This is a genomic window from Bacillus sp. LSHTCR4 (assembly GCF_057197025.1).
The window spans coordinates 607,017-624,777 of sequence record NZ_JBXUNO010000002.1; the positions used below are offsets into that span (position 1 = coordinate 607,017).

The 17,761-nt window shown below is 35.3% G+C and carries 25 protein-coding genes and 1 pseudogene; 17 read left to right on the forward strand and 9 right to left on the reverse strand.

The annotated features are described in order from the left end of the window. The first annotated feature begins 17 nt into the window (after positions 1-17). From AC2CGR_RS16840 to AC2CGR_RS16850, 3 genes are all read left to right on the forward strand, one after another. Positions 18-668: a 2OG-Fe(II) oxygenase gene (locus AC2CGR_RS16840; RefSeq protein WP_087966005.1), complete on the forward strand. Its 651-nt coding sequence runs from the start codon at positions 18-20 to the stop codon at positions 666-668. Between the two features lie 118 nt (positions 669-786). Continuing rightward, complete coding sequence (gene aroK, locus AC2CGR_RS16845) at positions 787-1,284, forward strand: shikimate kinase AroK (RefSeq protein WP_270184794.1); 498 nt, start codon at positions 787-789, stop codon at positions 1,282-1,284. 38 nt (positions 1,285-1,322) lie between these two features. Continuing rightward, complete coding sequence (locus AC2CGR_RS16850; protein WP_000106081.1) at positions 1,323-1,523, forward strand: YqzE family protein; 201 nt, start codon at positions 1,323-1,325, stop codon at positions 1,521-1,523. Positions 1,524-1,590: 67 nt separating this feature from the next. On the opposite strand, the gene AC2CGR_RS16855 is transcribed toward AC2CGR_RS16850, so the two are convergent. Then, the gene (locus AC2CGR_RS16855) at positions 1,591-2,223 is read right to left on the reverse strand and encodes a VC0807 family protein (RefSeq protein WP_001073109.1); all 633 of its coding nucleotides are present in this window, start codon (positions 2,221-2,223) and stop codon (positions 1,591-1,593) included. A gap of 129 nt (positions 2,224-2,352) precedes the next feature. Continuing rightward, positions 2,353-2,470 (reverse strand): annotated as a pseudogene (locus tag AC2CGR_RS16860) (GTP pyrophosphokinase). A gap of 73 nt (positions 2,471-2,543) precedes the next feature. Here AC2CGR_RS16860 and AC2CGR_RS16865 point away from each other — a divergent pair. Further along, a complete protein-coding gene (locus tag AC2CGR_RS16865) occupies positions 2,544-2,771 on the forward strand; it encodes a hypothetical protein (RefSeq protein WP_000032702.1) in 228 nt (75 codons plus the stop codon). Between the two features lie 97 nt (positions 2,772-2,868). Further along, complete coding sequence (locus AC2CGR_RS16870; RefSeq protein WP_000064669.1) at positions 2,869-3,000, forward strand: hypothetical protein; 132 nt, start codon at positions 2,869-2,871, stop codon at positions 2,998-3,000. A gap of 33 nt (positions 3,001-3,033) precedes the next feature. Here the strand turns inward: AC2CGR_RS16870 and AC2CGR_RS16875 are convergent, their stop codons facing one another. Together AC2CGR_RS16875 and AC2CGR_RS16880 are read right to left on the reverse strand one after the other, a co-directional pair. Then, positions 3,034-3,828 carry a YqhG family protein gene (locus AC2CGR_RS16875; protein WP_001183971.1) on the reverse strand — a complete coding sequence of 265 codons (795 nt, stop codon included), beginning with the start codon at positions 3,826-3,828 and terminating at the stop codon, positions 3,034-3,036. Continuing rightward, positions 3,815-5,497, reverse strand: coding sequence for a DEAD/DEAH box helicase (locus AC2CGR_RS16880; protein WP_131100729.1), 1,683 nt, complete (start codon positions 5,495-5,497; stop codon positions 3,815-3,817). Before AC2CGR_RS16880 ends, AC2CGR_RS16875 begins: the two co-directional genes overlap by 14 nt. Positions 5,498-5,890: 393 nt before the next feature. Here AC2CGR_RS16880 and gcvT point away from each other — a divergent pair, with 393 nt between their 5' ends. The 12 genes from gcvT (at position 5,891) to AC2CGR_RS16940 (ending at position 14,952) form a co-directional block, all read left to right on the forward strand. Then, the gene (gcvT, locus tag AC2CGR_RS16885; protein WP_000631769.1) at positions 5,891-6,991 is read left to right on the forward strand and encodes a glycine cleavage system aminomethyltransferase GcvT; all 1,101 of its coding nucleotides are present in this window, start codon (positions 5,891-5,893) and stop codon (positions 6,989-6,991) included. Positions 6,992-7,011: 20 nt separating this feature from the next. After that, positions 7,012-8,355, forward strand: coding sequence for an aminomethyl-transferring glycine dehydrogenase subunit 1 (gene gcvPA / locus AC2CGR_RS16890; RefSeq protein ID WP_131100727.1), 1,344 nt, complete (start codon positions 7,012-7,014; stop codon positions 8,353-8,355). Beyond that, positions 8,352-9,827: an aminomethyl-transferring glycine dehydrogenase subunit 2 gene (gene gcvPB / locus AC2CGR_RS16895; protein WP_000795698.1), complete on the forward strand. Its 1,476-nt coding sequence runs from the start codon at positions 8,352-8,354 to the stop codon at positions 9,825-9,827. Before gcvPA ends, gcvPB begins: the two co-directional genes overlap by 4 nt. A gap of 291 nt (positions 9,828-10,118) precedes the next feature. After that, positions 10,119-10,322, forward strand: a complete 204-nt coding sequence (locus AC2CGR_RS16900; protein WP_000262496.1) for a DUF3929 family protein — start codon at positions 10,119-10,121, stop codon at positions 10,320-10,322. A gap of 70 nt (positions 10,323-10,392) precedes the next feature. After that, on the forward strand, positions 10,393-10,584 hold the full coding sequence (locus AC2CGR_RS16905; RefSeq protein WP_000535933.1) for a hypothetical protein: 192 nt from the start codon (positions 10,393-10,395) through the stop codon (positions 10,582-10,584). A 118-nt stretch (positions 10,585-10,702) separates the two neighbouring features. Next, positions 10,703-11,077, forward strand: a complete 375-nt coding sequence (locus AC2CGR_RS16910) for a GntR family transcriptional regulator (RefSeq protein ID WP_001021346.1) — start codon at positions 10,703-10,705, stop codon at positions 11,075-11,077. 3 nt (positions 11,078-11,080) lie between these two features. After that, positions 11,081-11,953 carry an ABC transporter ATP-binding protein gene (locus AC2CGR_RS16915; RefSeq protein ID WP_484481012.1) on the forward strand — a complete coding sequence of 291 codons (873 nt, stop codon included), beginning with the start codon at positions 11,081-11,083 and terminating at the stop codon, positions 11,951-11,953. Then, the gene (locus AC2CGR_RS16920) at positions 11,934-12,602 is read left to right on the forward strand and encodes an ABC-2 transporter permease (protein WP_087954309.1); all 669 of its coding nucleotides are present in this window, start codon (positions 11,934-11,936) and stop codon (positions 12,600-12,602) included. Before AC2CGR_RS16915 ends, AC2CGR_RS16920 begins: the two co-directional genes overlap by 20 nt. A gap of 14 nt (positions 12,603-12,616) precedes the next feature. Next, positions 12,617-13,249 (forward strand): ABC-2 transporter permease, encoded by a 633-nt coding sequence (locus AC2CGR_RS16925; RefSeq protein ID WP_001186557.1) that lies wholly within the window; start codon positions 12,617-12,619, stop codon positions 13,247-13,249. A gap of 32 nt (positions 13,250-13,281) precedes the next feature. Continuing rightward, the gene (locus AC2CGR_RS16930; RefSeq protein WP_484481013.1) at positions 13,282-13,905 is read left to right on the forward strand and encodes an ABC-2 transporter permease; all 624 of its coding nucleotides are present in this window, start codon (positions 13,282-13,284) and stop codon (positions 13,903-13,905) included. Next, entirely contained in the window at positions 13,889-14,515 is a 627-nt protein-coding gene (locus AC2CGR_RS16935; protein WP_484481075.1) for an ABC-2 transporter permease, read from the forward strand. Before AC2CGR_RS16930 ends, AC2CGR_RS16935 begins: the two co-directional genes overlap by 17 nt. 248 nt (positions 14,516-14,763) lie before the next feature. Continuing rightward, complete coding sequence (locus AC2CGR_RS16940) at positions 14,764-14,952, forward strand: hypothetical protein (protein WP_270184797.1); 189 nt, start codon at positions 14,764-14,766, stop codon at positions 14,950-14,952. A gap of 16 nt (positions 14,953-14,968) precedes the next feature. Here AC2CGR_RS16940 and AC2CGR_RS16945 read toward each other — a convergent pair whose 3' ends face one another. From AC2CGR_RS16945 to AC2CGR_RS16965, 5 genes are all read right to left on the reverse strand, one after another. Next, positions 14,969-15,226: a DUF3975 family protein gene (locus tag AC2CGR_RS16945; protein ID WP_000265380.1), complete on the reverse strand. Its 258-nt coding sequence runs from the start codon at positions 15,224-15,226 to the stop codon at positions 14,969-14,971. A 15-nt stretch (positions 15,227-15,241) separates the two neighbouring features. Next, complete coding sequence (locus AC2CGR_RS16950) at positions 15,242-15,556, reverse strand: DMT family transporter (protein WP_000312623.1); 315 nt, start codon at positions 15,554-15,556, stop codon at positions 15,242-15,244. 1 nt (position 15,557) lies between these two features. After that, positions 15,558-15,890, reverse strand: a complete 333-nt coding sequence (locus tag AC2CGR_RS16955; protein WP_000312349.1) for a DMT family transporter — start codon at positions 15,888-15,890, stop codon at positions 15,558-15,560. 71 nt (positions 15,891-15,961) lie between these two features. Further along, positions 15,962-16,543 (reverse strand): TetR/AcrR family transcriptional regulator, encoded by a 582-nt coding sequence (locus AC2CGR_RS16960; protein WP_003267456.1) that lies wholly within the window; start codon positions 16,541-16,543, stop codon positions 15,962-15,964. A 96-nt stretch (positions 16,544-16,639) separates the two neighbouring features. Then, the gene (locus tag AC2CGR_RS16965; protein WP_029439903.1) at positions 16,640-17,617 is read right to left on the reverse strand and encodes a LacI family DNA-binding transcriptional regulator; all 978 of its coding nucleotides are present in this window, start codon (positions 17,615-17,617) and stop codon (positions 16,640-16,642) included. Positions 17,618-17,761: the final 144 nt, after the last annotated feature.

Here is a 17,761-nt window from a genome sequence, read left to right on the forward strand (position 1 = left end):
TTAGGGAGAATAGGGAAATGACAAATAACAATCAAATAGGTGAAAATAAGGAACAAACTATTTTTGATCATAAAGGAAATGCAATTATGACGGAAGATAGGGAAATACACATTATTTCAAAATTCGAAGAACCTCTTATTGTCGTATTAGGAAATGTATTAAGCGATGAAGAATGTGACGAATTAATTGAATTGTCTAAAAGTAAGTTAGCACGTTCTAAAGTTGGTTCATCACGTGATGTAAATGATATTCGAACGAGTAAGGGTGCATTTTTAGACGATAATGAACTTACTACGAAGATTGAAAAACGAATTGCATCTATCATGAATGTTCCTGCGTCGCATGGAGAAGGATTACACATTTTAAATTATGAAGTGGATCAACAATATAAAGCGCACTATGATTATTTTGCAGAACATAGTAGATCAGCTGCTAATAATCGTATTAGTACGCTTGTCATGTACTTAAATGATGTAGAAGAAGGCGGAGAAACGTTCTTTCCAAAATTAAATCTTTCTGTGCACCCTAGAAAGGGAATGGCAGTATACTTTGAGTATTTCTATCAAGACCAATCATTAAATGAGCTTACGCTACATGGAGGGGCCCCTGTAACGAAAGGCGAGAAATGGATTGCAACGCAGTGGGTGAGAAGAGGTACTTACAAGTAAAAGCGTGTATGTGACGTTTTGTTCTTCATTGCATAATGAGAACAAGACGTTTTTTTATTCAATAATGTAATCTTTCGTTATAATAACAAATAATAACGGATGATTGAGAGGAACGAACATGAAATCTATATACATAACCGGTTATATGGGAGCTGGGAAAACAACAATTGGAAAAGCATTAAGTAAAGAACTTCATATGGATGTTGTAGATACCGATCAAAAGATTGAAGAGAAGCAGGGAAAAGCAATTCGTGCTATTTTTGCCGAAGAAGGTGAAATGGCTTTTCGGGAATATGAAAGTGAGATGTTACGTTCACTACCCGTTCGTAATGCAATTATTACAACTGGCGGCGGAATCATTGAGCGAGAGGAAAACCGAAAGTGGATGAAGGAAAATGGAACTGTCGTGTATTTATATTGTGATCCACATGTAATTGCAGAAAGGCTTCGTGAAGATACGACACGTCCACTATTTCAGAAGAAAGATATAGATGCATTTGTAACGAAATTCGAATCGCGCCGAGCTTATTATGAAGAGGCTCATATTCATATCGATACGACGAATAAGTCTGTAAAGCAAATTATGAATGAATTAAAAGAAAAGATTAATGAATAAAAAAGTGGACATACTAATCAAGTAGAGGTGATGATAATATGTCTACTAATGATTATGTTCGCTTTGTAACGCAGCAGTTTGTGTCGTATATGGATGCTCCAAAAGAAGATCGAAAACAAAAGAAAGAACAACGACGTGCTGAAAAAGAGCCATTTATGAATAAGTGGTTTGGTGTTATGCCGTTAAGTGCTGCTTTGTTTTATCGAAACGTAAAAAATAAAAGAAAAAAATCAAGTTAATGATTTCGTAATATGTGTAGTAAAATGAAAATCCCCTAGTAGCATCATACTACTAGGGGATTTTCATTTACTGCATAGACTCTTTCTCTTCTGTAACGGCATGTATTTTATTGTTCACCCATACGAACCCTATTCCGATACAAATGGAAATGCCCCACCCAACAGCGGTCATAATTGCTCTCATTTCACCATAGCCATCTACACCGAAAACAGAGATAAAATAAATTTTTAAGAAGCTTTTTAATATGAATTGTAGCCCGAAAAAGAGCGTTAAATATTGCAGTGCTGGATAGATACGACTATCACGATACAGTTCACGACTTTTATCACGGTCATGGCCTTGCAGTGCAGCAATATCTGCTGCGAAATATAACATAAGTGGTTTTTTTATAAAAATTGTACATATAACGATAATACCGAGTACGATGTGATAATACGCATCGTTCCATAACATTCGTTCAGCTGATCCGGATAATAGATCTACCGTTGTATTAGAAATGAGTGTAATTAAAATAAAGAACCCTGTTACGTTAAACTGTTTTTCTTTTTTAAAGGTATACAGTGTATAAATAATCCCCGGAACAGAGGAAAGTAACATTGCGTAATAAGGATCGATATAAGGTTTTGCAAATTTCCAAATGAGGAATGGGATTACGAGATAAAAGACAAGATCTAATATAGCTTTTTTATTTTGATTCATACAAATCCTCCTTAAGTCATACATATATTTTATAATATAATTTCTGAAAATTGTATAAAGTTTAGTGGGAAAAGAAAAAGTATATGATTAGTAGATTGAAAAAAATTGCCCCTAGCGTAGTAAGTTTTTTTAGTATATAATAAAGGAAACGCTTTCATTTTTTGGTTTGTTCACAAAATGGACGGAAAATCACATATTTACTATCGATATGTTGCTTTATAATGAAACTAATTAAATATACATGCATACAATATTGTGAAATAAATAACATAAATAATCTATATAAATGTAAACGTTATCAAAAGAGAGAGGTGGAGACAATGAGTAAATTTTTCTTCAATCATAATCCAGCAACAGTAGAGGATGGAAGGCTTGTTAAGTATGCTGAAATTATTTATGGAGAAGGTGGCCGTTCTGTATTAGAAAATTTAATGGTGAAGGCATCTATCAGATTGCGTGATCGTTATCCGAATAAATCTGACGAGCAGATCTCGAACCTAGTAAATAAAGGCATCCATGATATGTTTCAAAAATATGTGAGTGAGTAAGAGTAGCCAATGGCTGCTCTTATTTTTTTGTATAAGGATGGTGTCTCTAGCTGAAAATAAGGGTGTATTTTGAAAGATATAAAAAGGAGGGGAAATAATGAGCAATGGAATTGGTCGTTCAAAAGAAAATCTTCCAACTGATGCTAATCATGTGAGCGCAAAGGATCGTGCGTATCAAAAACGCATGGCAAAGCAAAAACAACAAGAGCGTAATGGCGATAGAGGATAACTCAAAAAGCTCCTTCAAAAATGAAGGGGCTTTTTAAGTTAGAAAATGATTCGCGGTAACATAAAAGAGTCCACCGTTAATAATTTGCACTGTAATGCGGGGTTCATATTGTTCTTGCAGTGCTTGTTTTTCAATTTCATAGCTTTCAGGAAGCTCATCACTTTCTTCATAAAAACGATTTAAAAGGTCCAAATCGTGATTCCAGCGCACTCTTGCTTCTTTTGCCCACGTATGGTCATCTTCTGCAATAATGCTTTTTAAAGCATCCTCTATGCGTTGTAAACCGCTTTGCGGTTTAATAATAGGCGAGAGCGTAAAACAAAAGTCAGGTATTTTCGGTGTAAGTTTAATTTTTGTTAATGTTTCATGAAAGTTTGCAATCATTGTGCCAGAAATAAGATGAATGCCAATGGAGTGGAGGATATCTTTTTTTCGATCACATTGATAGGAAACTTTTATATTTACACCGAGCCACGGATGGAGCGGTGTATGTGTCGCTCCGCTATGCCGTACTTCCTCATATAAGCGTATGTAAGAGCCTAATTCTTTTGTCGTTTGAAAAATTTGATGAAGACGTGGTGAACCGTAGTGAATAAGTTCACCATCGTTTTCTTCATTTTCTGGATTTGTAATAAGAGTAAGGCGCATCGGATTCGGTACGCCTCCTGTTTTTTCAAGATAGTGCCAATAAAAAGGACGGTTCATTAATAATTTATCCATCTCAATTGTTAATTGCACATCCAATAGATGAGGAGAACGTTCTAAAATTTCACAGTTATTCGCCTCAAAAAAATTGTATAAGTAATTATGAATTTCATGTTGCTGCATAGCCTTGCACCTCAGCTTCATTTCGTTTCGCAAAGTCGATAATAGATGTTAAGTTTTCCATCTTAATTCGGATTTCTCCTTCACTTTTTGATTGCGCAAATATTTCTTGAATGTGTGCATCGATGTTTTTCATATTAATTCTCGTTAAAATTTCATCAAGTTCCCCGATAACACGCTCAAATAAATTGATTTTTTCATATAACAGTTTCAAAATATGTTCTTCAACAGTGTGTTTTGTAGCTAAGTTATAAATATGAACATCATTTTTTTGACCAAGACGGTGAATACGTCCGATTCTTTGTTCAAGACGCATTGGGTTCCATGGTAAATCGTAATTGATCATATGGCTACAAAACTGTAAGTTAATTCCTTCACCACCAGCTTCCGTTGCGATTAGCACTTGCGCATGATTTTGGAAAAGTTCCTTCATCCAATCTTTCTTCCCGCGTTTAAATCCACCGCGGAATGGGACGGAAGAAATACCGTGTTGTTGTAAAAACCATTGTAAGTACATTTGTGACGCTCGGTATTCTGTGAAGATGACGACTTTATCGTCAATTTCTTTTATAAGCTCTAGCGCTTTATTTGCTTTTGAGTTAAAAGGAATATGATTAATTTTGTCCATTAGCACATCGATATGCGGATCTTTTACGTAATGTTCATTTTCCTTCTGTCGTTTTTCTACATGTTTTTTTAATGAATAGTAAACAGCCTCACGACTACTGCACGCTTCTCGTTTTAAAGTTAATGATGAGAAAGCGGATGTGAAGGCATCTTGTCCTCGCCAATTTTCAATATTGTTATATAAATCTTGCTCTTCTTCATTAAACTCAACAAAAATTGTACGTACATGTCTCTTTGGCCAATCAATCCCAGTATTATGACGTCGATTTCGGACCATCACTTTGTTAATAAGAGCTTTTAAATCTTCATCAGATTCGGATGAACGATTTTTTGAAGCGTAATATTCTTCAAAGTTGGACTGATTGCCTAAGTGCCCTGGTTTTAATAAAGAAACGAGGTTAAAAATTTCATCAATCTTATTTTGAACAGGAGTAGCCGTTAATAATAAACAAAATTTCTTTTTTAATCGCTGTGCAAATTCATAGTTTTTTGTTTTATTATTTTTAAGTTTATGTGCTTCATCGATAATAATAAGGTCATATTCTAAGTTCAAAACGATGTCACGATGTGGTGAACGTTTTGCGGTATCAATCGATGATACAATTACATCGGCTTGTTCCCACGAGTAGCTTTTCTTTTGGGCTACAGCTGGAATGAAAAACTTTGTATTTAATTCGTATGCCCATTGTGATACGAGGGAGGCTGGAACGAGTATAAGTACTTTTTTCACAAGGCCGCGGACCATATATTCTTTTAAAATAAGTCCAGCTTCAATCGTTTTTCCAAGTCCTACTTCATCTGCTAGAATTGCTTTACCATTCATTTGTTCAATGACATTTTGAGCGACTTCTAATTGATGAGGAAGTGGTGTGAAATGGGATAAATGTTTCGGTGCTTGTAATCCATCAAAAGTAGGAACAAGTAATGATTTTTCTGTTTCATAAGCTAAATGATATAAATCCCAGTTTGTCCAAGGACCATCTTCGTCAATTCTATTTAAAAAATTGTTTTGCCACGTTCGATCTATGGAAATATCGACATTCATTACGACTCTCCCACCTTTTATAAATTAAAGTAATATATGAAAAAAATCTTTACTATATAAGCCTTGTAATAAGGCGCTATTACACTTACTGAAAGTTAAAGAATAAGCAAAGATAAAGGACTAAATCTTAAAAACTGTATGTAATAAGATTAAGCATAAAAAATTCTAAATTATTTTTTATGCTAGAATATTGATGAAATATAGCGAATAATGTTAGGATAATGGTGTGAAATGTGTGGAATCTTTCGTATTTTATCCAAGAAAGTGATTTTTTATTTACGCTTTCATAAAAAAATATCATGAGATTCCGTATATCCTATCTTTTTAGAATGAAAATGTTTAGAAATGAGTAACAACTTTTATTGATTTGTCAGAGCATAAGGGGGAGAGATCATGATTACATTACAACGTACACCGTTATTTGATGTATACGCGAAGTATGGTGGGAAAACAATCGACTTCGGTGGTTGGGAGTTACCAGTTCAATTTTCAAGCATTAAAGAAGAACATGAAGCTGTACGTACAGCGGCAGGTTTGTTCGATGTGTCTCATATGGGAGAAGTTGAGGTAAAAGGTGTAGATAGTTTAGCATTTTTACAACGTGTTGTTACAAATGACGTATCTACCTTAAAGGTAGGGGGCGCACAATATACAGCTATGTGCTATGAAAATGGTGGCACAGTAGATGATTTATTAATCTACAAACGTGGTGAAGAAGACTATTTATTAGTTATCAACGCATCAAATATCGAGAAAGATTACGAATGGTTAGCTAGCCATGTAATTGGCGATGCGACAGTAGTCAATGTTTCTAGTGAAGTTGCACAGCTTGCAATTCAAGGACCAAAAGCAGAAGGCATTTTACAAAAAGTTGTGTCAGAAGATTTGAAAGAAATTAAGTTCTTTAAATTTAAAAACGATATTCTTGTAGATGGAATTCCAGCACTTGTATCTCGTACAGGTTACACAGGTGAAGATGGATTTGAAATTTACTGTAAGAGTGAAGATGCAGCAAAACTTTGGGAGAAACTTCTTGAAGTTGGAGCAGAAGAAGGCTTAAAAGCATGTGGTTTAGGTGCTCGTGATACACTTCGCTTCGAAGCAACATTACCACTTTATGGTCAAGAATTATCAAAAGATATTACACCGATTGAAGCTGGAATTGGCTTTGCGGTAAAAACAAATAAAGAAGCAGACTTCTTTGGAAAAGCAACGTTAAAAGAGCAAAAAGAAAACGGTGCGCCTCGCAAATTAGTCGGCATCGAAGTAATTGAACGTGGAATTCCTCGTACGCATTACCCTGTATTTATTGGAGAAGAAAAGATCGGGGAAGTAACAAGTGGTACACAATCTCCAACGTTAAAGAAAAGCATTGGTTTAGCACTAATTGATGTAAAATACGCAGCAGTTGATACAGAAGTAGAAATTGAAATTCGTAATAAACGCGTCAAAGCAGTAGTTGTTCCAACACCATTTTATAAACGTTCAAAGTAACGGGGAGAGGGGTAGATTTCATGTTGCATCGTTATCTTCCAATGACAGAAGAAGACAAAAAAGAAATGTTACAAACGATCGGCGTTCAAACGATCGATGAGTTATTCTCTGATATTCCAGAGAGTGTTCGTTTTAAAGGGGATTTAAAAATTAAAGAAGCAAAATCAGAGCCAGAGCTTTTAAAAGAGTTATCTCAAATGGCTAGTAAAAATGCGAACTTAAAAGATTACGCTTCTTTCTTAGGAGCAGGCGTATACGATCATTACGCTCCAGTGATTGTAGATCATGTTATCTCTCGCTCAGAATTTTATACAGCTTATACGCCATACCAACCAGAAATTTCACAAGGGGAATTACAAGCAATCTTTGAATTCCAAACAATGATTTGTGAATTAACAGGAATGGATGTAGCAAACTCTTCTATGTACGACGGAGGTACAGCTTTAGCTGAAGCCGCGATGCTAGCGGCTGGCCATACTCGTAAAAAGAAAATTCTTGTATCTAGTGCAGTGCACCCAGAATCAAGAGCAGTACTTGAAACGTATGCAAAAGGTCAACATCTTGAAGTTGTTGAAATTAATCATAAAGATGGTGTAACAGATTTAGATGTATTACAAAGTGAAGTAGATGATACAGTTGCTTGTGTAATCGTTCAATATCCAAACTTCTTCGGACAAGTTGAAAAATTAGCTGATATTGAAAAAATCGTTCATCAACAAAAATCATTATTTATCGTTTCTTCAAATCCATTATCATTAGGCGCATTAACACCACCAGGAAAATTTGGTGCTGATATTGTAATTGGTGATGCGCAACCATTTGGTATTCCAACGCAGTTTGGTGGACCACACTGTGGTTATTTTGCAACAACGAAAGCATTTATGCGTAAAATTCCAGGACGTCTTGTTGGACAAACTGTAGATTCAGATGGGAAACGTGGGTTTGTATTAACGTTACAAGCACGTGAACAGCACATTCGTCGTGATAAAGCGACGTCTAACATTTGTTCAAACCAAGCGTTAAATGCATTAGCAGCTTCTGTTGCAATGACAGCACTTGGTAAACAAGGTGTGAAAGAAATGGCACGTCAGAACATTTCTAAAGCGCAATACGCAAAACGCCAATTCGAAGCGAAAGGCTTCACTGTAACATTTGCTGGTCCATTCTTCAATGAGTTCGTTGTAGATTGCAAGCGTCCAGTGAAAGAAGTAAACGATGCATTATTACAAAAGAATATTATCGGCGGTTACGATCTAGGCCGTGATTATAAAGAGCATGAGAACCATATGCTTGTAGCGGTAACTGAGCTTCGTACAAAAGAGGAAATTGACACACTTGTAAACGAAATGGGGGCTATCCAATGAAGAACCAAGACCAAGCACTTATCTTTGAAGTGAGTAAAGAAGGACGCATAGGATATAGCTTACCAAAATTAGATGTAGAAGAAGTAAAACTAGAAGATGTGTTTGAGAGCGATTATATTCGAGTAGAAGATGCAGAGCTACCAGAAGTATCTGAACTTGATATTATGCGCCACTATACAGCACTTTCAAACCGTAACCACGGTGTTGATTCTGGATTCTATCCACTTGGATCTTGTACGATGAAATATAATCCAAAAATTAATGAGAGTGTAGCTCGTTTCGCAGGATTTGCAAATATTCATCCATTACAAGACGAAAAGACAGTACAAGGTGCAATGGAATTAATGTACGATTTACAAGAGCATTTAATTGAAATTACAGGTATGGATACTGTTACATTACAACCAGCAGCTGGTGCACACGGAGAATGGACAGGTTTAATGTTAATTCGTGCATACCATGAAGCAAATGGTGACTTTAACCGTACGAAAGTAATTGTGCCTGACTCTGCTCACGGAACGAATCCAGCATCTGCAACTGTAGCTGGTTTTGAAACAATTACAGTAAAATCAAATGAACATGGTCTTGTTGACTTAGAAGATTTAAAACGTGTTGTAAATGAAGAAACAGCAGCACTTATGTTAACAAATCCTAATACATTAGGTTTATTCGAAGAAAATATTTTAGAAATGGCAGAAATCGTCCATAATGCAGGCGGTAAATTATACTATGATGGTGCAAACTTAAATGCGGTATTAAGCCAAGCGCGCCCAGGAGATATGGGATTTGACGTTGTCCATTTAAACCTTCATAAAACATTTACAGGTCCTCACGGCGGCGGAGGCCCAGGTTCTGGTCCAGTAGGTGTGAAAGCTGATTTAATTCCGTACTTACCAAAACCGATTTTAGAGAAAACGGAAAATGGCTATCACTTTAACTATGATCGTCCAGAAGCAATTGGGCGCGTAAAACCATTCTATGGTAACTTCGGAATTAACGTTCGTGCATACACATACATTCGTTCTATGGGTCCAGATGGCTTGCGTGCAGTAACAGAGTATGCGGTATTAAATGCGAACTATATGATGAGAAGATTAGCACCATTCTATGATCTTCCATTCGATAGACATTGTAAGCATGAGTTTGTATTATCAGGTCGTCGTCAAAAGAAACTTGGTGTACGTACATTAGATATCGCAAAACGTCTGCTTGATTTCGGTTACCATCCACCAACAATTTACTTCCCATTGAATGTGGAAGAATGTATTATGATTGAGCCGACAGAAACAGAATCAAAAGAAACATTAGATGGTTTCATTGATAAGATGATTCAAATCGCTAAAGAAGTAGAAGAAAATCCAGAAGTTGTACAAGAAGCACCGCATACGACAGTCATTAAACGTTTAGACGAAACGATGGCTGCACGTAAACCAGTTTTACGTTATGCGAAGCCAGCTCCTGTACAAGTTTGATTAGAATAACGAAAGAAGAACTCGCTGCGGCGGGTTCTTTTTTTGTATGGAGAATTTGTGCAGAAATAGTGAAGAAAATGTTAAAAAATTATATTTTTTGTTTCCTAATGGTGTAAAGGTGTAGTTTTATAGGTAGTTTTGTTGAAAAAGTCGGTTTGATAAAAGTATTTATTTTTGTTAGAATTTTATTGAAATTAAGAAGATGTGATGAGGCAAAAATTACTCATTTTTATGTATATGTGAAAAAACGAGCAAGACGGGGGTGAAAGTGTGGGATATCGATGTTATAGAATGGTATACCATTTAGAAAATGGAGAAACAATTAAAGATGTAAAAGAATTTTGCTATCGAGACCAAGGGAAAGTATTAGAAAGAGTAGCAAATCGTGTGATGGATAATAGAGAAGTGACGGCGATTGATAAACAAGGAACAATCATTTCAATAGCATGTGAGGATATTGTAAAAGTGGAACTTGATTACATAACAGAAAGTTAACCTTGAGTCATATCGAATTATTCGATAAAATAAACTGTTGAATGGTGAAGTGAGAAGAGAGGAGTTTATCATGGGTAGTACAAGACACTTTTATATGTTTATCTTAGCGTTTGTTCTTGTTGTGGCATTAACGATTTATTTAATTGTTGACAGCAGCTGGTACAACACGGTTCATCCGGCATTCCTTCTGTTTATGTATATAGGAATTGCAGTAGTAAGTTTCGGAATGAGAGACGAGATGTTAGATCGCTTTGAAAAGTGATACATATACGAAAGACCAACAGGAAAATGTTGGTCTTTTTTTCTTGCCAAAAATAGGATGTTGTGTATATACTGTATATATAAGGTATATACAGTATATACACACACTGGAGGAAAACATGAATATTATTATTTCGAATTCTTCCCAAGACCCTATTTATGTGCAAATAAGAAAACAATTAAGCCAGCTTATTTTAAATGGTGGTTTAAAGGGTGGAGACCAATTACCGTCTATTCGTAGCTTAGCGAAGGAATTGCAAATTAGTGTAATTACAACGAAGCGTGCGTACGAGGAGCTTGAAAAAGAAGGATATATAGAAACTGTTGCTGGGAAGGGGACTTATGTTTCACATAAAAATAATGAACTATTAAAAGAACAGCGGCTTCGCCTATTGGAAAGTAAAGCAGAAGAGATTGTGAATGAAAGTAAAGCGTTGCAGCTTTCACTTGAAGATTTACAGCAGATGATAGCGTGTTTATATGAGGGGGAATAAAGGGTGTTGGAGCTAAAAAATGTTTGTAAAAGTTATCAAGATTTTGCAGTGAAAAATATAAGTTTTACATTACCACGCGGATATATTATGGGATTTGTCGGACCGAACGGAGCCGGGAAAAGTACGACGATCAAAATGATTATGAATTTAATTAAAAAAGATAGTGGAGATATAAAAATTTTTGGCAAGGACAATAAGAAAGCCGAAAAGGAAATAAAACAAAATATCGGCTTTGTATATGATGAAAATCATTATTACGAAGATTTAACGTGTGAACAAATGAAGCGCATTATTGCACCGTTATATAAAAAGTGGGATGAAGAGCAGTATCAATCGTATATGCATAGATTGCAAGTTCCAAAGTATAAAAAAATTAAAGAACTATCAAAAGGGATGAAAATGAAATTTGCGATTGCCATCGCGCTCTCGCATCACGCAGAGTTTATCATTATGGATGAACCGACAGCAGGATTAGATCCAGTTGTTCGAAGTGAATTACTTGATATGCTGCAAGAAATTGTAATGGAAGATGAAGTATCTGTTTTATTCTCAACGCACATTACAACAGACTTAGAGCGCATCGCAGATTATATTACGTTCATCAATAATGGAGAAATTATATTTACTGGTGAAAAAGAAGACTTAATGGAGAACTACGTCATCGTAAAAGGAAGTAATGATTTATTAGACCGAGAAGGAAAAGAACTATTTGTTGGATTGCGAAAAAATAAATTTGGTTTCGAAGGTTTAGCGAAGGATAAACAAGCAATTATAGATTGGTTTGGAAATGAGGTTGTACTAGAAAAGCCTACATTAGATGATATTATCGTTTACACCGCGAAAGGAAGAGATGCCTATGCGTCAGCTCGTATATAAAGATTTGTTCTTTTTTCGGGTAACGTGGTTAGTGAATTTTGTTATGCCACTTTTGTTATTTATGTTAGATCCAAATGGTGAAGGGTTATTTCCGATGAGTTGTCTATTTATAACACTTTCCTCGGTTATGACGTTAATCTTTATGGATGAAAGGAATAAAAGTGACATTGTTATAAATAGTTTACCGGTAAGTCGAAAGGATATCGTCATTGCTAGATATATTTCCTGTGCAATATTTATTGTAGGTGGCATGCTTTCTACGATGTTAGTTGTTTTTCTTATAAGAGGTATTGTGGTCATTGGTGATATTGGTGCCTATCATCCTAATCTATACATTGAAATTCCATGGTATGAAGTAATAAATGGAGCTATTTACGCCTTGTTTTTTGTTGTGATACTTTTCCCTAGTTATTACGGTACAAAATCGAAGATAGTAAGAAGCATAGTATCAGCAGCGTCAATGGGAGTAGGTGTAATTTTTTGGATGTTTATTAGTGATGGGCTGAATGAAACAGCACCTTCATTCATTGAGTGGATTATGAATCCGCTGCATATTGGTGTATTTATAATTGGAGGAATTATATTAGCTAGTGTCTATATCGTTTCTATGCTTCTTACAATTAAAATTTATGAAACGCGTGATTTATAGAGAGGAGAATTCATATGCAACAGTTGATTTTGAAGGAGTTTTTTTTACAGAAGAAGATGTTTCCTTTCTATTTTTTAATCCCTATTTTATCTATCTTTAAGAATTCCGTCGAACCAATGGGGATTGCAATAGGATTATTTATAACGTGTAGTACGATTATATATATTTCTTTTTATTATGACGAGAAAAGTAAAGCGGAAAAAGTATTAGTGAGTTTACCTATAACGAGAAAAGAGATAATTATAGCTAAATATATTTCAAGCACATTATTTATTATGGCTGGTTTAAGTGTAACTTTTATAGTCGTAATATTAGGAAATATTTTATTGGACAGGGATATAGTCATGCCTGGATATGCAGTGTTTTCAGCGATAGTAGCAACTTTGATTTATTGTGTAGTAACGATACCGACTAATTACATTGGGGGATATAAAGTTATTACAGTCTTGAATTTGATTATGCTGTTTCCTTTAATAGGTATGATTGGTCTTATGTGCAATATTTTTGGTGATAAAACAATTATGTTAAAAGTACTTCACTCTCAAGAGGCTACACAAGCAATGGGTGTTCTTGGTATTGGAGTATTAGTGAGTATATTCATATCAATGTTCCTATCAATGAAAATGTTTCAGCAGGCAGAGTTATAGAAGGGACATTTTCATATTAGGAGGTGCAATACATGATCAAGCAATTAGTTTTAAAAGATATGATGATGCAAAGAAAGTTAGGGTTTGTTTATCTTATATGTTTTTTGTTCCTGCTCATTGTTGATTTTAGTAGTGATAGTTTTTTGATGACATTTAGTCTGTCTATACCTGCTCTTGGCATGATACTGTCAATGAGTTATGAGGGGAAAAATAAAAGTGAACTGATAGTAAATAGTTTACCGTTTGACCGTAAAGATCTTGTCATAGGGAAATACATATTTGTAAGTATTTTAGTTGCTCTAGGTGGATGTTTCTCACTAGTGGTTGGTTTAATACAGTTGCAAAATGAGCATATGACTGGATTTATGCTGTGGGGAGAAATTCTCGGAGGTATAACAGGTGGGTTTGTTTGTAGCATAATTGTACTTCCGATTGAATTCTCAGTAGGATATAGCAGTGCCAAACAAATTGCTCCGTTCGCCGGACTTGCATTGGGATATTTGAGTGGATTGATTGTAAGTAACGTTTGGTTAGATGTAGAAAATGCTTGGAACACGAGTTTAGTCGTAAATATTTGTTTTATAGCAGGATTGCTTCTTTTATATGTTATGTCCATGTTTTTCTCAATTCATTTGTACAATGAACGTGATCTGTGAGAGGAGGAAAATAGCGTTGAAACAACTAATTTTAAAAGATTTCATCATTCAATGGAAATTTTTAATTTGGTACATATTGTATCCTGTTTTCTTTTATATGGCCTTAACAGATACGGAAAATCTGTTCATAATTATGTCGGTAATTATTACAATTGGGGCAACAGTAAAAACATTTGAAGCAGATAGTAAAAATGAGAGTGAAGTTATAGTAAATAGTTTACCAATATTGAAAAAACATATTGTATTTGCAAAATATATAGTAGCAATTATTATTCTTTTTATAAGTGTAATGGTCGGTTGTTTTACGATGGGAATGAAGAATGGGGTTAACCTATTTGAATTTATTGAAACGACAATGGTTGCTAGTATTAGCTTTATTTTAGTGTATTTAAGCTTTGTTTTACCAATATCCTTTTGGCTAGGGTATAAGAAAACTATTTTCATTACGATAGTAATATTCATGGCACCGATAGTTGTTTTAGAAGCTTTGTTTCAAATTGACTTAGAACAAATTCAACTATACAACAGCGTGTTATTCGTTAGTTCAATATGCATGTTCATAGTATCTATCTTCGTTTCAGTGAAATTGTATGAGAAGAAAGAATTTTAAAAGGTGCCCTATAAAAGGCACCTTCTTCAATAACGACAATAGGAAAGTAAAAGTTTATAAACAGAGAGATTACTCGGTACAACATCTTTTGGAGTATGTAATATAAAGCTGAAAACGATAACGAGAATAAGAAAGAGGAAAAATAAAAATAGGATTTGCTTATGTATAGAATTTTGCATATTATCCACTCCTTTTTTAGGTAGTATGTCCAAAAGAAAGGAGTGTATGAAAAATTTCAGGAGGGGAGAATGATGAACAAAAGAAAATGGTTATATAGAATAGGGGTACTTTTCGTTTCAATCGGTCTCATATTAGGAAATGTTTATTCCGATATACCATCACCATTTCCTAATTTGCATAAAGCGGTGGGTATAAGTATTGCCATAGTCGGTCTGTTTTGTCTTATCACATCAAACTTCTACAGAAAGTCTGAATGAATATAAAAAAGGACAGTTACTCTTTTTCAGAAGAACTGTCCTTTTTAAATAACTTATTCCATAGCTTGGCGATACTCCATATAATGACGATTGCAATGGAGGCAATAATGGACCAGACGATTGATATCATTTCAAGTGTCATGTTAGGAAGGAATGTGAGAATGGATACTACTTTATGAAACAACCATTCTATTATGTGAAAACTTATTTGTAATAGAATGACGATACCAAGTGTGATCCATGCTAACAGTTGCTTCCCTTTTTCTTTCCACATGACATTCACCTCGCGTTAGCTTAATAGTTTTAAGCCAACAGCGCCGCATAGAATGCAGCTTAAGAAAGCAAGACGACGCCAATCCGCTGATTCGCGGAAAATAAGGATGCCTAGAAGTGCACTTCCGGCAGTTCCGATTCCAGTCCAAATCGCGTAAGCAGTTCCCATCGGTAATGTGTTCATCGCAAGGGATAAGAAGAAGAAGCTTACGCCGAAGTTAGCGATTAAAATAACTTTTGGTGCCCAGCCTTTCTTTTCAGTGGCTACTTTCATAAAGAGTACACCAATAATTTCACAAATACCAGCTAGAATTAAAAATACCCAAGCCATTTTATGCGGCCTCCTTCGCTTCTTTTTCTTCTGTTACTCGTTTTAAACCAATTACGCCGAAGAAGATTAAACCAATTAATAATACTTTTACGATAGAGAATGGCTCTCCGAAAACGAAAATTTCTGTAAGAACGATTCCGCCAGCTCCAATTCCAGTGAAGACTGCGTATACAGTACCAACAGGTAAATCTTTATAAGCTCTAAATAATAAGACGAAACTAATTGTAATTAATAACGCAACACCAGCCCATTCAAGTGGAGCCTCCGCGTGTTTTAATCCAATTACCCAAAAGATTTCAATAATACCAGCTAAGATTACATAAATCCATGCCATATGTCATTTCTCCTTCCTACCAGTCGTTAGGTAAAGGGCTTAAAAACGACGCATTGCAAAGGAGCAATCCGTCAGTTTGAAAGTCCACGCCAAAATACTTTCCAAGAAGCGTCTAAACGTGTCTCAAAACGATTTAAACCTGCGTATAGTAGTTCAACCATAAGACCGTCAAGTAAGCATAGAAAAGCCTCTAAGGCGTCTTTTACTTCAATGTTATGCAACTCATCTTGTTCGCTTGCTCTTTTAAATACAGGGAATAAAAGTTTTCCGACGTTTTCAATGTGTACATTTGCTTTATTAATAATTTGTTCGCGAAATGCATCAGGCGGAAAATAAGAAGTTCGTAACCAAAACATTGATTCTTCACTTTCACCAAATCGTTTTGCATAGCCCTTTAGTAATTGTAAGAGCAATTCTTCAGTAGACGAATTTGAAAACTTTTCGATATCGCCTGTGAAGCTCTGTAAATCTTTTTGAAGAGCGGATTCTAAGCATATAAAATATAGCTCTTCTTTTCCTTTAAAGTGTGCGTAAATTGATGGTTTTTTAATCCCGACTTCTTGAGCAATATTTGCTAATGAAGTTCCTTCGTAGCCGTAGCGTGCGAAATGAGAAAGTGCTACAGCTTTAATGCGGTTTGCTGTCATTTTCATCCCCTACCTACCGTTCGTTAGGTTCATTATATGCGAGTAAAAATATAAAGTCAATAGATGAAGAGCCGAAAAAGAGCGCTATAGGTAACGCTCCTTTTAGACAGTATCTCGCTCAATTAAATGGAATGAAAGCTCTTTTGCGTTCCCGATAATTTGCTCACTTTGGATTTGTTTATGGAATAAAGAAAACGCATGTGAGCCCATTTCGAGACCGGGATGTTCAATTGTTGAAATTTCTAACGCCTTTGAAATTTCATGATTATCAAATCCAAGGATAGCAAGGTCTTCGGGTACTCGAAGACCTTGTTTTCGAGCCTCTGTTAATAAACCAGCTGCAACTTGATCGTTCGCTGTAAAAATAGCGGTTGGACGATTTTTCATGTTTAAAATACGATGGAGTATTTGTGCACCGTCTTGCATTGTATAGCATTGATGAAAAATCCATTCGGGATGTAACGTTTTGCCTTCGTTACGAAGTGTATCAGCAAACGCTTTTTCACGTTCCATGGAATTTACACTTGTTTTTCTTGCTAAACAAATCCCGATTTTTTCATGGCCTTTATTGAGTAAATAGGCGGTGCCGAGACGGAAGCCTTCATAATGATCTACGTAGACAGATGAAATGAGGGGGTGTTTCATTTTTTCGCATGAAATAATAGGAGCAAATTTTGCGAAAGGTTCAATTTGTTCCCATGAACTCGTTCGAGAGCAAATAATCATCCCGTCGAATTGTTTCATTTTCATCATTTCAAGAACACGAATTTCTTCGATACTATCGTAATTCGTTTGACATAAATTAATGTGATATCCAGCTGCTAACGCTTCGTTGCCGATTCCTTCAATAATGGTACTGAAGTATGGAAGGTTAATGAAAGGGAGCATAACACCGATCGTATATGTTTTTCCCTTTATTAAATGAATAGCATTTATATTTTTGGCATAGTTCAATTCTTCAACAGCATCTAGAACACGCTTACGTTTTTCTTCTTTTACGTAAGGGTGATTATTCAGGACGCGAGAAACAGTTGATATGGATACACCAGCGGTTTTTGCAATTTGTTTTATATTGGCCATATGTATCACCTCTCTCCTTATTATAAAGGGAAAATAATAAGAATGAAAAAATCTTGACCTGAAAAGCTTTTCACAAACTATGTTATTAATAAGGCTTCTTTTTATTCGCGTAACCTTTTCACTTGGGCGTAAGAATGATAGGGG

Bases quoted from the DNA above. Each gene is read 5' to 3' on its own strand.
- AC2CGR_RS16930 (WP_484481013.1), top strand. From the start codon at position 13,282: ATGATCAAGCAATTAGTTTTAAAAGATATGATGATGCAAAGAAAGTTA.
- AC2CGR_RS16960 (WP_003267456.1), bottom strand. From the start codon at position 16,543: ATGAAAATGACAGCAAACCGCATTAAAGCTGTAGCACTTTCTCATTTC.
- AC2CGR_RS16870 (WP_000064669.1), top strand. From the start codon at position 2,869: ATGAGCAATGGAATTGGTCGTTCAAAAGAAAATCTTCCAACTGATGCT.
- AC2CGR_RS16910 (WP_001021346.1), top strand. From the start codon at position 10,703: ATGAATATTATTATTTCGAATTCTTCCCAAGACCCTATTTATGTGCAA.
- AC2CGR_RS16925 (WP_001186557.1), top strand. From the start codon at position 12,617: ATGCAACAGTTGATTTTGAAGGAGTTTTTTTTACAGAAGAAGATGTTT.
- AC2CGR_RS16875 (WP_001183971.1), bottom strand. From the start codon at position 3,828: ATGCAGCAACATGAAATTCATAATTACTTATACAATTTTTTTGAGGCG.
- AC2CGR_RS16905 (WP_000535933.1), top strand. From the start codon at position 10,393: ATGGGTAGTACAAGACACTTTTATATGTTTATCTTAGCGTTTGTTCTT.
- AC2CGR_RS16850 (WP_000106081.1), top strand. From the start codon at position 1,323: ATGTCTACTAATGATTATGTTCGCTTTGTAACGCAGCAGTTTGTGTCG.
- gcvPB (WP_000795698.1), top strand. From the start codon at position 8,352: ATGAAGAACCAAGACCAAGCACTTATCTTTGAAGTGAGTAAAGAAGGA.
- AC2CGR_RS16965 (WP_029439903.1), bottom strand. From the start codon at position 17,617: ATGGCCAATATAAAACAAATTGCAAAAACCGCTGGTGTATCCATATCA.
- gcvPA (WP_131100727.1), top strand. From the start codon at position 7,012: ATGTTGCATCGTTATCTTCCAATGACAGAAGAAGACAAAAAAGAAATG.
- AC2CGR_RS16855 (WP_001073109.1), bottom strand. From the start codon at position 2,223: ATGAATCAAAATAAAAAAGCTATATTAGATCTTGTCTTTTATCTCGTA.
- aroK (WP_270184794.1), top strand. From the start codon at position 787: ATGAAATCTATATACATAACCGGTTATATGGGAGCTGGGAAAACAACA.
- AC2CGR_RS16945 (WP_000265380.1), bottom strand. From the start codon at position 15,226: ATGTGGAAAGAAAAAGGGAAGCAACTGTTAGCATGGATCACACTTGGT.
- AC2CGR_RS16935 (WP_484481075.1), top strand. From the start codon at position 13,889: ATGAACGTGATCTGTGAGAGGAGGAAAATAGCGTTGAAACAACTAATT.
- AC2CGR_RS16920 (WP_087954309.1), top strand. From the start codon at position 11,934: ATGCGTCAGCTCGTATATAAAGATTTGTTCTTTTTTCGGGTAACGTGG.
- AC2CGR_RS16840 (WP_087966005.1), top strand. From the start codon at position 18: ATGACAAATAACAATCAAATAGGTGAAAATAAGGAACAAACTATTTTT.
- AC2CGR_RS16865 (WP_000032702.1), top strand. From the start codon at position 2,544: ATGAGTAAATTTTTCTTCAATCATAATCCAGCAACAGTAGAGGATGGA.
- AC2CGR_RS16880 (WP_131100729.1), bottom strand. From the start codon at position 5,497: ATGAATGTCGATATTTCCATAGATCGAACGTGGCAAAACAATTTTTTA.
- AC2CGR_RS16940 (WP_270184797.1), top strand. From the start codon at position 14,764: ATGATGAACAAAAGAAAATGGTTATATAGAATAGGGGTACTTTTCGTT.
- gcvT (WP_000631769.1), top strand. From the start codon at position 5,891: ATGATTACATTACAACGTACACCGTTATTTGATGTATACGCGAAGTAT.
- AC2CGR_RS16950 (WP_000312623.1), bottom strand. From the start codon at position 15,556: ATGGCTTGGGTATTTTTAATTCTAGCTGGTATTTGTGAAATTATTGGT.
- AC2CGR_RS16955 (WP_000312349.1), bottom strand. From the start codon at position 15,890: ATGGCATGGATTTATGTAATCTTAGCTGGTATTATTGAAATCTTTTGG.
- AC2CGR_RS16900 (WP_000262496.1), top strand. From the start codon at position 10,119: ATGGTATACCATTTAGAAAATGGAGAAACAATTAAAGATGTAAAAGAA.